General features: G+C 64.5%; 7 protein-coding genes and 1 other RNA gene. 3 read left to right on the top strand and 5 right to left on the bottom strand.

What is annotated here, in order from left to right; genetic code table 11:
* Window positions 1-106 precede the first annotated feature (106 nt).
* Genes XcodCFBP4690_RS17375 through XcodCFBP4690_RS17365 form a run of 3 tightly spaced genes read right to left on the bottom strand, consistent with a single transcriptional unit; the run spans window position 107 to window position 5,441 of the window.
* Entirely contained in the window at window positions 107-1,780 is a 1,674-nt protein-coding gene (locus XcodCFBP4690_RS17375; protein WP_167394688.1) for an alpha-amylase family glycosyl hydrolase, read from the bottom strand.
* Window positions 1,780-3,258, bottom strand: a complete 1,479-nt coding sequence (locus XcodCFBP4690_RS17370) for an MFS transporter (RefSeq protein WP_104542876.1) — start codon at window positions 3,256-3,258, stop codon at window positions 1,780-1,782. Before XcodCFBP4690_RS17370 ends, XcodCFBP4690_RS17375 begins: the two co-directional genes overlap by 1 nt.
* Complete coding sequence (locus XcodCFBP4690_RS17365; protein ID WP_104542874.1) at window positions 3,255-5,441, bottom strand: glucosidase family protein; 2,187 nt, start codon at window positions 5,439-5,441, stop codon at window positions 3,255-3,257. Before XcodCFBP4690_RS17365 ends, XcodCFBP4690_RS17370 begins: the two co-directional genes overlap by 4 nt.
* Before the next feature lie 242 nt (window positions 5,442-5,683).
* On the opposite strand from XcodCFBP4690_RS17365, the gene XcodCFBP4690_RS17360 reads away from it, so the two are divergent.
* On the top strand, window positions 5,684-7,765 hold the full coding sequence (locus tag XcodCFBP4690_RS17360; protein ID WP_104542872.1) for a glycoside hydrolase family 97 protein: 2,082 nt from the start codon (window positions 5,684-5,686) through the stop codon (window positions 7,763-7,765).
* Window positions 7,766-8,079: 314 nt separating this feature from the next.
* Window positions 8,080-10,854 carry a TonB-dependent receptor gene (locus XcodCFBP4690_RS17355; RefSeq protein ID WP_104542870.1) on the top strand — a complete coding sequence of 925 codons (2,775 nt, stop codon included), beginning with the start codon at window positions 8,080-8,082 and terminating at the stop codon, window positions 10,852-10,854.
* A gap of 74 nt (window positions 10,855-10,928) precedes the next feature.
* Here XcodCFBP4690_RS17355 and XcodCFBP4690_RS22525 read toward each other — a convergent pair whose 3' ends face one another.
* Complete coding sequence (locus XcodCFBP4690_RS22525; RefSeq protein ID WP_146091944.1) at window positions 10,929-11,141, bottom strand: hypothetical protein; 213 nt, start codon at window positions 11,139-11,141, stop codon at window positions 10,929-10,931.
* 45 nt (window positions 11,142-11,186) lie between these two features.
* Here XcodCFBP4690_RS22525 and XcodCFBP4690_RS17350 point away from each other — a divergent pair.
* Window positions 11,187-11,261, top strand: a non-coding RNA gene (locus XcodCFBP4690_RS17350) — sX9 sRNA.
* A 352-nt stretch (window positions 11,262-11,613) separates the two neighbouring features.
* On the opposite strand, the gene XcodCFBP4690_RS17340 is transcribed toward XcodCFBP4690_RS17350, so the two are convergent.
* Window positions 11,614-13,233, bottom strand: a complete 1,620-nt coding sequence (locus tag XcodCFBP4690_RS17340) for an alpha-glucosidase (protein ID WP_104542868.1) — start codon at window positions 13,231-13,233, stop codon at window positions 11,614-11,616.
* Window positions 13,234-13,990: the final 757 nt, after the last annotated feature.

Genomic DNA, 13,990 nt, shown 5'->3' with positions numbered 1-13,990 from the left:
GGTGCGCTGCAATCGGTCGCGGCCTCCTGATTGCGCTGTAGGAGCGGACCCGGCCGCGACGGGCTTCACCGGTATCGGTAACGCCTCGTCGCGGCCAGGTCCGCTCCTACCGATTACGGGCGTCGCGGGCGGCTTGTTCGGCCATCTGCGCATCGAGTTGCTTGCGCAATGCGGGATCGGTGACCGGCGCATCCGACAGCAGCACCCGCACGCCATGCGCCGGGACCTGCGCGACCAGCCGCCCCTGCGCTTGCAGTTGCTCGCCGCTGACCGCATCGCGCCAGGTACCGGATTGCAGCAGACGCTTGACCTCGATGCTGGCTGCCGCATCGCTCTTGTTGAGCAGCACCAGGGCGGTCTGACTCGTGCCGGCATGCTGATACACGCGCAAAAATGCGGCCTGCTGACCGCGCAGGCTGATATCGACCTGCACGCCGCGCTGCAAGGCCGGGGTTTCGCGGCGCAGACGTGCGATGCGCTGCAGCGGCGCAAAGATCGGGCTTTGCGCCGCCGTACGGATACGCTCCACGCCGAAATAATTGCGATTGCCGGCGTGCTCGGCGCGCCCGCGCATGAAGCCGGTTTCCGAGCCGTAATAGATCACCGGAATGCCGCGCGCGGTGAACAGCCAGTTGTGCGCGTCGATGAAGCCGGTGTCGCTGGCATCCAGCCGCGCCATGTCGTGATTGTCGTAGAAGCTCATCAGCTCGTAAGGGTTCGCGTACGGCCCCTGGCGCAGGAACAATGGCTTGGCGAGCTTTTCGAAGCCCGCCTGTTCACGACCGAAGACTGCTGACAGCTGCTGCTTCAACGGAAAATCCAGCACGCTGACACCGGCGTTGCGCGCCCAGGTATGTCCGGCGATCTTGTCGGCGTCGTAATCGAAGGCTTCGCCGAACATGAAGAATCCCGCGCGTTTTTCGCGGATGCGCGCCACGAAGGCATGCCAGAAGCGATCCGGCATCCAGCCGATGGTGTCGATGCGGAAGGCATCGGCGCCCTGCTTCATCCATTGCAGATACGCACCGGCCAGATAGTCGAGCACGGCCGGATTGTTCTCGTTGAGATCGGACAGTTCCGCCAGCCCGCCGCCGGTGTTGTACAAGGCATGCAATGGGTTGTGCTGCGGATCCAGCTGCGCGGGCGGCAGATTCTGGTGGTCGGCGACCAGGCGCCCCTGCGCATCGTAGAGCTTGCCGAAGCCGGGTTGCGCTTCTGGCATGGTGTAGGCCGGCGAACCATGGTTGCCCACGATATCCAGCACCACTTTCAGGTGGTTGGCGTGCATGGCGCGGGTAAAACCGGCGAAATCCAGGCCCGGGCTGGGCAGGTGTTCGTCCAACTTGTAGAAGTTGACGCCCCAGTAGCCGTGGTAGCCGGTCTTGCCGTGATCACTGAGCGTGCTGCCGCAGGTGATCGGCTTGCCGCCGGTGAACGCCTGATCGGGGTTGTCCACGATGGGCGTGATCCACACCGCGCCAAATCCCAGGTCGCGAATGTAGTCGGCATGATCGACGATACCCTTGAAGTCGCCCCCCAGGTAGCCGATGTTGTCGTCGCTACCATCGGCGCAGGGCGTGGGCACATCGAAGCTGCGCTGCGCACCGCCCTGCGCGCGCTGGTCGTTGCCGGTATCGCCATTGACGAAACGGTCGGTGACCACGAAGTACACCGCATCGGCGGCGAATGGCTCCAGGGTGCCGTAATACTCCTTGGCCGCAGGCGCCGCGAACGCCACGCCTGCGTACATCGTCAACGCCACACACATCGCACTACGCATCACTGCCCTCCCGAGGCGACTGGAACCCGCACCACGCACACGCCCGCAATCAGCAGGCTGAGGCCACCAATGGCCAGCGCATAGATCGGTTGGCCGCCCAGCCACGCGCGGAGCACAAAGCCCAGCGCACTGGCAGCGACCAGCTGCGGAATCACGATGAAAAAATTGAAGATGCCCATGTACACGCCCATCTTGGCGGCAGGCACACTGTCGGACAGCAAGGCGTACGGCAGCGACAGGATCGAGGCCCAGGCAAAGCCCACGCCCAGCATCGACAGCAGCAACCAGTGCGGGTCGCGGATCGCCAGCATCGACAGCAGCCCGGCAGCGCCCAGCCACAGGTTGCACAGATGGCTCCAGCGCAGCCCGATCGCGCGCACCAGCAACGGGATGACCAGCGCGGCTAGCGCGGCGAAGCCGTTGTAGGCACCGAACAGCACGCCCACCCAGTTGGCGCCATCGTTGTAGGCCGCCGATGCGGTATCGGTTGCGCCGAAATGCACCTGCGTTACCGCGGCGGTGGTGTAGATCCACATCGCGAACAGGGCGAACCAGGAAAAGAACTGCACCCAGGCCAGCCGCCGCATCGTGCCCGGCATGCTGCGCACGTCCTGCACGATCGCCACCAGCATGCTGCCCGCCGGCAGCACCCGCGCCAGCGCCAGCAGTGCGCCGTAGGCGATGCACAGGCCGGCCAGCACGTACAGCATGCGGTCGCCCTGGTGCCAGGCGATGGCGACGGCAAGCAGTACCCCGGCACCGCACCACATCGCGCTGGCGGCGGTCGATGGCAGCACGCCGGCGATGGGCGCTGCCGCGGCAGGCGGATGCGCATCGTCGAATCCGGCCAGCTGGCCTGGGCTGTACTCGCGGGTGCGCAGCACCGTCCAGCCGATCGACAGGAACAGCACTGCCGCACCCAGGTAGAACGCGTAGCGCACGCTGTCGGGCAGCTGCCCCGGCGGTGCGGTATTGCCCACGCCCCACTGGGCCAGCAACCAGGGCAGGAAGCTGGCGACGATCGCGCCGATGCCGATGAAAAAGCTCTGCATCGCATAGCCGGTGGGCCGCTGCGCCGGTGGCAGCTGGTCGCCGACCAGGGCGCGGAACGGCTCCATCGAGATATTGATCGAGGCATCCAGCACCCATAGCGTGCCGGCAGCGATCCACAGCAGCGGTGCGTTGGGCATCGCCAGCAACGCAAGCGTGGTGAACACCGCACCGACCATGAAATACGGGCGCCGACGGCCCCAGGAGGTCCAGGTGCGGTCGGACAGATAGCCGATGATGGGCTGCACGATCAGCCCGGTCAGCGGTGCGGCGATCCATAGCCCCGGCACGTCGTCGACCTGCGCGCCAAGGGTCTGGAAGATGCGGCTGGCATTGGCGTTCTGCAGCGCAAACCCGAACTGGATGCCGAGAAAGCCGAAGCACATGTTCCAGATCTGCCAGAAACTCAGGCGTGGCTTCGCGGTCATGGCGCGGCCTCCGTCTCGGCTGCCGGCCCGATCATCAACGCACTCACCTGCGCCGCATTGATCACACCGTCCCGACCGCCACGGTCACCCGTGTACTGGGCAAAATGCGCCAGGGCGCTCATGTTGAAGCCGTCTTCCAAACGGAAAACGCAGGCCTGCCCTGCCACGGCATCGAAGCTCACCTGTGTGGACAACTGCTCGCCCACGCTATGCGGCATCACGATCACCTGCGATTGCGGCGGCCTGCCTGGGCACTCCAGCACCAGCCGCTTCACCGCGGCAGTGACGCCGGTATTGATCGGGCCATTGGCGTTGCGATAGCGCAGCGACACGCGATGCCGCCCCGTGGACGCGGCGTGCCATGCCCAGGTCTGGCTGCCGGGCAAGGTCTGCGATGGGCCAAGCGTCAGCGACGCACTGTGCAGCGACTCAAGGCCATCCACGCGGCGGGTGAGGCTGACCACATGCTGCAGCCCATCGTCGGGCAACGCGTAATACTCGGTGGCGTCCAGGGCCCGGCCGTCCATATACAGCGTGGTGCCGGCCGGAATCGCAACCCGATACCGATTGGCATGCGCCTGCACCTTGGGCGGCGCCGGCGTTGCCGGCGCAAACACCTGCGCCGGTTGCGGTGGCGCGGCCAGGTCGGCCTTGCGCCCCACCAGCTGCACCTGCGTGGTCTGGCCCTGCCGCTCGACACGCCCGGCCACCAGCAACTCGCCCTGGTCGTCGGCCGGACGCTGCAGCACATACCGACGCGTGCCCTGCTCCAGCACGATCTGTTGGCGTGCACCGAACAACAGCGGCACCAGGCTGCGCGGCAACTTCGGCGTGACGCTACCATCGGCAGACAGGCCGAACACGCCTTCCAGCACTGCAGCCAGATAGCCGGCAACCGACCACAACTGGCGCGGAGAATTGACTACCGGGCCACTGCGCGCGCCCTCTTCCACATGCACCGCCAGGCGCTGCATTTCGTAGTTCTCCATGTTGGAGCCGGCCAGCGCGCTGCCGTGCATCAACGACTGCAACTCCAGCGCGATGCGCGGTGCATCCTCCAGCGCACGCGATGCGCGCAAGGCATAGGCGCTAACGAACGGCCAGATGGCGCGGTTGTGGTAGATCGGTGAAGCGGCTTCCTGTGGCCACACCACCGGGCTGCCACCGGCCACCACCGGGTAGTTGCGCAGCGCCAGGCGTGCGCGCTCGGCCGGGAACACGTCGGCCAGCACGCCCAGCGACAAGCCGAGCAGATCGACCTTGGCATAGCGCACCGGATGCGCGGCATTGCCCAGGTAGCTCACATACTGCTGGCTGGACGCATCCCAGAAGCGGGCATCGATCGCCTGCCGCAGCGCATCGGCCCATTGCGCGTACTGCGCGGCACGCACATCGCCGCGCTGGCGCGCCATCCGTTCGGCCAGGCGCAGCGCCTGGTAATGCAACACATTGGTCGACAGCGCAAAGGACTCGGCGATGAAGCGCACGTCCTCGCGCGTCCAGTCCGGATAGGTCTGCTCGCGCCAGTCCAGAAACGATGTTTCGCCGCGGTAGAGGCCGATCTGCGCATCGAACACCGCATCGCGATCCTGCGCGAGCGTGGCCTGCAGCGCCTGCCACACCTCGTCGGCAAACGGTTGGTCGTCCAGCAGACCGCGCGCGGCCAGGAACCACACCACCCGGTCGCTGCTGATCGGCCAGCTGCCACCGGAGCCGGTGTCCTGCGCCACGAACAGGCCCGGCGTACGGCCATCGCGCGCGGTGGAGAGCTTGAAACGCAGGGAATTGCGTGTGCGCTGCGGCTCCAGCCGCGCCAGCGCCAGATCGGCCGCGAAACTGACATCGCGCGTCCATACGTAGGGCCAGCGCTCGCCGGTTTCGAAGCACTGGCACGGCACCGGCTTGCCGGCATTGAAGGCCGGATCGCGGATCGCATCGACGCGGTCGTCGGCCATCTCCTGCTGCGCCAGCGCGAACAAGGCGTCGAACATCGGGCTGGCGGTGTGCGTGCGCATCGGCTGCGCCGCAATGCGGCGCTCGCCCTGCGGCCATCGCAGCACGAAACCGCCATCGTCCAGCACCTGCGCCTGTGCGCGGCGCCCCTGAAATTCCAGCTCATCGGCCAATGCCGGCGAGCTTGCCGCAACGCCCAGCGTTGCAGCCATGCAGATCGTCTTCAGCATCGACGCGGCGAAACGGCTTGCGCCGTCGGCCTTCCTCCCTCGTTGCACGCGTGGTGGTGCGTGGCACAACTGCGCCACGGTCGCGGACCCTCCCAGGTGCCGTGGCGCCATGGTAGACGCGCGCCTTGCCGTTCCGCACGCCTGCATACGTATTCATGGCCGACGCCGATACGCAACATGACCCGGTGCCGGCGCCGCGCTGCATAGTCGTCGCTTACGCAACGGCCACCTTGGGAGGGGATATGCCGCTGTCTTCATGTCGAGCACGCTCGACGCTGGGCGCGCGCTGGATCGCGCGCCTGCTGTTGCTGGCCTGCATCGCGAGCGTGGCGCCAATGCTGCATGCCGAAGTCACCACGATCGATGTCACCTCGCCCGGCAAGATCCTGCAGGTGAGCCTGGAGCTGGATGGCGGCACCCCGTATTACCGCGTGCAACGCCTGGGCCAGCCGGTGCTGCAGCGTTCACGCCTGGGCTTCAATCTGCGCGACGGGCGCCTGGACCGCGGACTGGTGGTGCTGTCGCAGGCACGCCAACGTCATGACGACACCTGGGAGCAGCCCTGGGGCGAAACCCGCCTGGTCCGCAACCACTACAACGAATTGCGTGTTCGCCTGGGCGAGCGTGACGGTGCGCAGCGCAGCTTCGAGGTGGTCTTCCGCGTCTACGACGACGGGCTGGGCCTGCGCTATCACTTTCCCGAACAAGCCGGCCTGCGCGAAGCGATCATCGACGACGAACTCACCGAGTTCGCCATCGCCCAGCGTGCCGATGCCTGGTGGATTCCGGCGGGCGAACCGATCCATTACGAGTATCTCTACAACCGCACGCCACTGAATCAACTCACCCTGGCGCACACCCCGCTCACCTTGCGCACCGACAGCGGCCTGCATATCGCGCTGCACGAAGCGGCGCTGGTGGACTACGCCGGCATGTGGCTGCGCCGCAGCGACGACCAGCGCCTGCGCGCGCAGTTGTCGCCGGCGGCCGAAGGCTGGAAGGTACGTCGCACCCTGCCCTTCGATACGCCGTGGCGCACGCTGCAGATCGCCAATCAGGCCACCAGCCTGGTGGAATCGAATCTGATCCTCAACCTCAACGAGCCCAATGCGCTGGGCAATGTGGACTGGGTCAAGCCGTCCAAGTATGTCGGGGTGTGGTGGTCGATGCATCTCGACCAGCAGACCTGGGCCACCGGTCCCAAGCACGCGGCAACCACGGCCACGACCCGGCGCTACATCGATTTTGCCGCTGCGCACGGCTTTCGCGGCGTGCTGGTGGAAGGCTGGAATCCGGGCTGGGACGGCGAATGGTTCGGCAATGGCGGCAGCTTCGACTTCACCAAACCCACACCGGATTTCGATCTGCCCGCATTGAGCAAGTACGCCGCCGGCAAGGGCGTGCATCTGATCGGCCATCATGAGACGGGGTGCGCAGTGGACCATTACGAAGACCAGATCGCCGAGGCAATGGACCTGTACGCACGTTTCGGCGTGGATTCGGTCAAGACCGGCTATGTCTGCGACGACGGCCAGGTGGAGCGACGCAATCCGGCCGGCGGCGCGCCGCTACGCGAGTGGCACGACGGCCAGTGGATGGCACGCCACCACCTGCGCGTGGTGCGCGAGGCAGCACAGCGGCATATCGCCGTCAACGCACATGAGCCGATCAAGGATACCGGCCTGCGCCGCACCTATCCCAACTGGATCTCGCGCGAAGGCGCGCGCGGTATGGAATACAACGCCTGGGGCCAGCCCCCCAATCCTCCCGAGCACGAGGTCAACCTGGTGTTCACGCGACTGCTGGCCGGTCCGATGGATTACACGCCGGGCATCGTGAGCCTGAAAGGCCGCAACGGCCAGGCGATTCCCAGCACGCTCGCCCGTCAGCTGGCGCTGTATGTGACGTTGTACAGCCCGATCCAGATGGCCGCCGACCTGCCCGAGCATTATCTGCAGCACCGCGATGCGTTCCGCTTCATCGAGGACGTGGCGGTGGATTGGGACCAGACCCGCGCATTGAATGGCGAGGTGGGCGACTACGTCACCATCGCGCGCAAGGACCGCCATAGCCGCGACTGGTTCCTGGGCAGCATCACCGACGAACACGGCCGCCTGCTGCAGGTGCCGCTGGGCTTTCTCGAACCGGGCGTGCGCTATATCGCGCAGATCTATCGCGACGGCGATGGCGCCGACTATGTGAGCAACCCGTTCGCCTTCGTGCGCGAAGAGCGCCAGGTCAGCAGCAGCGACAGCCTGGAATTGCGGCTGGCTCCGGGCGGCGGGCAGGCGATCCGCTTCGTGCCGATGGACGGCGCGCGTTGAGCGAGGCCGTTGCGACGACCCGCACGCAGGGTCGTCGCCAACGATTGCACGCGGTCGCGGCTGCGTGCCGCTGCGGATGATGCATTGCAGCCGCCTGGCAACCCTGGCAGGCGACATGGCATGACCGAAAGCCACACATGGAATCGATTTCATCGCCATCGTGGCGGTTGAATACGTATGCAGCGGCCGTTTGCACGCAGGCGCGATGTCTACCATACGTTGCAGTCGCGACGCCTTGCATGACGCACGACGCAGCATCTCCAGGCATCTGCCGGATCAAAATTCAAAGAACAACATGTACCTGGGAGGGGAAAATGTTGAAGCACAAGCGCTCCGCGCTGAGTATCGCCCTGGCCGTCGCCATGGCACCGACGTTGGCAGCCGCGCAATCGGCAACGCCTGCGCAAACCACCACTACCGCACAGACCGCATCAGAGCCGGCCGCCGGCGAGGTCACCGAGTTGGACAAGGTCCAGGTCACCGGCCTGCGCCGCGCGATCGAAGGCGCCATTTCGGTCAAGCGTGATTCCACCTCGATCGTGGAAGCCATTTCCGCCGAAGACATCGGCCGCCTGCCGGACGTGAGCATCGCCGAATCGCTGGCGCGTCTGCCCGGCCTGGCTGCCCAGCGCGTGGCTGGCCGCGCGCAGGTGATCAGCGTGCGCGGCCTGTCGCCGGACTTTTCCACCACCCTGCTCAACGGCCGCGAAGTGGTCAGCACCGGCGACAACCGCAGCGTGGAATTCGACCAATATCCATCCGAACTGGTCAGCGGCGTCACCGTCTACAAGACGCCCGATGCCGGCCTGGTCGGACAGGGCCTCTCAGGCACGGTGGACATGCAGACCGCGCGCCCGCTCAGCTACAACGAGCGCGTCATCGCCATCGGCGGCCGCTACCAGCGCAATTCGCTGGGCAAAGCGGCAAACGTGGACCCCTACGGCAACCGCTTCAACGTCAGCTACATCGATCAGTTCGCCGACCGCACCATCGGCCTGACCATCGGCTACGCGCATACCGACATGCCGATCCAGGAAAACCAGGTGGGCCTGTACGAACCCTGGCAGCCGGTCAACGCACAGCGCCAACGCCCCGGCGTTGCCGATGGCGTGTACTTCTCCGACGGCATCAAGGCCTTGCGCCGCACCGGCAACCAGAAGCGCGACGGCGTCATGGCCACGCTGCAGTACCGCCCGTCCAACGCCTGGACCAGCACGCTCGATGCCTTCCATACCGAAGCCGAGCAGATCGATACCGCCAACCAGTTCGAGCTCAACCTGAGCAACTACAACGGTGGCTACACGCCGGGCCTGAACATCACCGATGTGCGGGTCAACGACAACGGTAGCTTCATCGGCGGCACCGCCAGTGGCGTCTATCCGCTGGTGCGCGGCATGTACAACAAGCGCGAAGACAAGATCGACGCCTTCGGCTGGAACAACGAAATCTCGGCCGGCGCCGTCAAGATCGTCGCCGACCTCAACTACTCCAGGGCCACACGCGACGAACTGAACCTGGAGAACAATCTCCAGCGCGCTCCCATGCCGCAGCTGGACACGGTGGGCGTGTCGGTCGTCGGCAATGGCTTCTCGCAGATTACGCCGGGCATGAATTATTCCAATCCGGACGAGCTGTTCCTCACCAACACCATCTACGGCTCCGGCTACGGCAAGGTGCCGAGCGTGAAGGACGTGCTGAAAGGCGCGCGCCTGCAGGCCAGCTTTCCCATGCCCGAAGCGTTGAGCTGGTTTTCCGATCTGGACGTGGGCGTCAACTACGCCAATCGCGAAAAGCAGAAGACCCAGCCGGAAGGCAACATCACGCTGGGCGCGCAAGGCGAATCCACGGTGGCGGCGGACCTGCAATATGCCCCGGTCAATCTCGGCTTTGCCGGTCTCGGCTCCCTGCCGGCCTGGAATGTGCCGGCCACCGTATCGCGCTACATGCTGTTCAACCCCAGCGACGACGCCTCGTTCCTGGTCTCCAAGGCCTGGACGGTCGAAGAAAAGATCACCACTGCCTGGCTGCGCGCCAACATCAATACCGACTGGGGCGAAGTGGGCGTGCGCGGCAACATCGGCGTGCAGCTGCAGAGCGCCGATCAGTCCTCGCAGGCCAATTACTGGGATGCCTCGCAGCCTGCCGGCAGCGAAGTGCGCCCCATCGACGATGGCAAGAAATACCGCGACTGGTTGCCCAGCCTGAACCTGGCCTTCCAGCTCCCGTACGAACAGACGCTACGGTTTGCGATGGCCAAGCAGGTGGCGCGCCCGCGTGTGGACCAACTGCGCGCCTCGCTGGAGTTCGGCGTGGACACCTCCACCGGCCGCCCCGGCGCCAGTGGCGGCAACCCCATGCTCGACCCATGGCGTGCCAACGCCCTGGACATTTCCTATGAGAAGTACTTTGCCGACCGCGCCTACGTGGCCGCGGCGTTCTTCTACAAGGATCTCAAGAGCTATATCTACACCCAGAGCCGCGACAACTACGATTTCTCGGCGTTGGTTGCCGGCTATGTGCCGCCGCCGGGCTCCGCACCGGTGCTGACCACCGGCACCTTCAGCGCACCGTTCAACGGCAAGGGCGGCACGCTGCGCGGCCTCGAACTCACCGCCTCGTTACCGCTGGACCTGCTGTTCGCCCCGTTGCAAGGCTTCGGCATCCAGGCCAGCGCCACCTTCAACGACAGCGACGTCAAGATCCGCGACCCGGAAAGCGCCTCCAGCGTGGGCGATGGCGAAATCAGCCTGCCCGGCCTGTCCGAACGCGTCTACAACCTCACCGCCTACTACGAGCACAAGGGCTTCGAGGCACGCGTGAGCCAACGTCGCCGCTCGGACTTCATCGGCGAGATCGGCAACTTCAACGGCAACCGCACCTTGCGCTACGTGGTCGGCGAGAACATCACCGACGCGCAGATCAGCTACAACTTCAGCGAGGCCAGCAGCCTGTCCGGCCTGACCCTGCTGCTGCAGGCCAGCAACCTCAGCAACTCACCGTATCGCACCTACGCAGAGTCCAAGGACCGCCCGCTCGAATACATCGAATGGGGCCGCACCTTCGTGCTGGGTGTGAACTACAAGTTCTGATTTTCTGCAGCAAAAAACAGCGGCCCTATAGCCCCTCTCCCCCCGGGAGAGGGGTTGGGGTGAGGGTACGGGGGTCAAGGAGACACCGTCAGCTCCAGCTTTCGTAATTCTCCAGATCTTCCAGCAAGGGCATCGCCCAATCCGCGCAATGCAATACAGGCGCTGCTCCAGAACCTCAAGATGTCGCCCATTGAAAAGCCGCCGACTGAAGACCGGCGGCTTTTCTTTGGAATGAACACCATCGCCACGCGAGTAAGCACGATCACCACAAGAGCAGCCAGGGACACGACCGCGCGCCAGCCACGCCGCCGCTGCCGGAGCCCGAAATGGGCATGCCGCTCACGCGCTCCGATTTCGGCCGCGGCATCCACATCCGCCTGACGACTGCTCGCTACGTTCTGTCAGCCGCTTTCAAACCAAGGCAATCGGGTGCTGGGCACCACATGCGCACCTGACGTCTCGCGGTTTCCACCCGCAGCACACGCCGTGACACACGAGCCAGTGCGTCGACTGACCATGTCGCGATCGCACTCGGCTTCATCAGGCAACCGACTGCCGCAGCTTGATCAGGCCGACGCAGAGGCATTGCCGTTTCCTGCAACAGCACCACCCGTATGACGCATTTTGAGTCGCTTGCCAGGCACAGCGCCTAACGCAAGCACTGATTGGTAGCATGACACCGCATATAAAAAACAAGGCACCCCACTGGAATGCCTCGCCTGTCTCACTCAATCACAGCATACCGCTTGTGAAACGGTGCTATCGGCCCTCGCCCGTGGCGCACACCACCGCGTGCCCAGGCAAGCTCACGCGTCCATCCTCGATCACGCCCTGCTCCACCCCCGGCACATCGATCTGTCCCCATGCACCTTCAGGCAGCGCAAGCTCGGCAGCATCCAACGACAGATTGAAGGCCAACAGCATCACCTGACCTGCATGCTCACGCCGGAACATCAGCACCGGCTCGGCAGTGTCGTAAAACGTGATCGTTCCTTCGCACAGGGCCGGCATGCGCTTGCGCCAGGCAAGAAACGCACGCACTGCGCTCAGCACCGACTGTGCATCGCCCTGCTGAACACTGACCGCCGCCAGACGATGCGGCTCGGCCAACGGCAGCCACGGCTTGCCACTGGTGAAACCCGCCGACGGCGCATCGGTCCACGGCATCGGCGTGCGGCAACCATCGCGCCCCTTGAAGGTTGGCCAGAACGTGATGCCATATGGATCCTGCAGATCCTCGAACGCCACATCCGCCTCGCCCAGCCCAAGCTCCTCGCCCTGGTACAGGCAGACCGAACCACGCAGCGAACACAGCAAGGCCACCACCATCCGCGCAAATGCAGGCGACGCATCGTCGCCGCCCCAACGCGTCACCGCACGCACCACGTCGTGATTGGAAATCGCCCAGCACGGCCAGCCTTCCAGCATGGTCGCCTCGAGCCGGCTGACCGTTTCGCGGATGTACGCCGCGCTGTAGTCCTGCACCAACAGCTCGAAGCTGTAGCCCATGTGCAGGCGGCCCTTGGCGGTGTACTCGGCGGTGGTGGCCAACGAATCTTCCGAAGAAATCTCGCCCAGGCTCACCGCATTCGGGTAGCGATCGAGCAACGCGCGCAGGCGCTCCAGGAACTGAAGATTCTCCGGCTGCGTATTGTTGAAGTAGTGGTACTGATACGCATACGGATTGTCCGCACTGAAACCGCGCCCCACCCGCTTGTCCGCCGGCTTGGCCGGATTGTCGCGCAGCTGCGCATCGTGGAAGCAGAAGTTGATCGCATCCAGACGGAAGCCATCCACCCCGCGATCCAGCCAGAACCGCACATTGTCCAGGGTCGCCTGCTGCACATCGGCGTTGTGGAAATTGAGATCCGGCTGATCCACCAGAAAGTTATGCAGGTAGTACTGCTCGCGCCGCGGCTCCCACTGCCACGCCACACCACCAAAGAGCGATAGCCAATTATTGGGCGGCGTGCCGTCCTCGCGCGGGTCGGCCCAGACGTACCAATCCGCCTTCGCGTTGGTCCTATCCTGCCGGCTTTCCTGGAACCACGCATGTTCGATCGAGGTATGGCTCAGTACTTGGTCGATCATCACCTTCAACCCGAGCGCATGCGCCTTGCCGAGCAGGCGATCGAAATCCTCCAGCGTGCCGAACAGCGGATCCACCGCCCGATAGTCCGCGATGTCGTAGCCGAAATCGGCCATCGGCGACTTGAAGAACGGCGAGATCCAGATCGCGTCCACACCCAACCCGGCAATGTAGTCGAGCTTGGCGATGATGCCCGGCAGATCGCCCACCCCATCGCCATTGGAATCCAGGAAACTCCGCGGATAGATCTGATAGATGACGGCCCCGCGCCACCATGGTGTCTGCAACATGCACGCCCCTCCCGGGCCACTGCGGGCGGCCAACGCGGCCGCCAGCCAAGGGCGTTAGCCTAGCGGCGCAACGCGCATCGGGCGCACACGTGCATACGTATTCATCGTTATTGCTAAGAGATCGCTATGCATTAATCAGCCACCGCACACCTCTAATTTTAGCTGGAGCTGAACTATGGGGAGTCGACACCCCCATCGCTGCATACGGCGTAAACGCTCCAAGCCTTCCTTGGAAGAACATCGCAGCCATGGGAGGTGCGGTCAAGATCAATGTGGTCAGGATCAGGCCCATACCCCCTTGCTGCAGGGCTTGGCTGCTGATACCCGAGTTGAAATCCCGGCCTAAAACGCTGCCTATCAGCGAAGAGCCCCAGAAGGCCAAAGACACCTTGGTGACCATATCCCACACGGCGCCGTAACCGCAGCAATGTCAGCGGACGGGGAATCGCCTTACGCCAAGCAGCCTTCGCTCTAAATTGAATGACCACCTATCCTGATCAGCAGGTGACAAGGTTTGGCGGCCTATGCCGCCAAAATCCGTACCAATCATCAACAAATACTTTAAAAACCCAAACGCATGGTTCCAAATTTATCGTTGATGCGTTTACCTCGCCTGTCGTTTCCGAGCTGCAGGAGTCTAGGTATGATTGCCGGGCACTTCTTGTCTTACTTGTAATGACCCACCGGTTTCTGCTCAGGTCATACGGTTAATGTAGCGGCATAGGCCGCGTCCGGGGTCATCATCTTCAGCGCCTGG

This window comes from Xanthomonas codiaei (genome assembly GCF_002939785.1).
Lineage (GTDB): Bacteria > Pseudomonadota > Gammaproteobacteria > Xanthomonadales > Xanthomonadaceae > Xanthomonas > Xanthomonas codiaei.
This window is presented reverse-complemented; position numbering and strand designations above follow the sequence as displayed.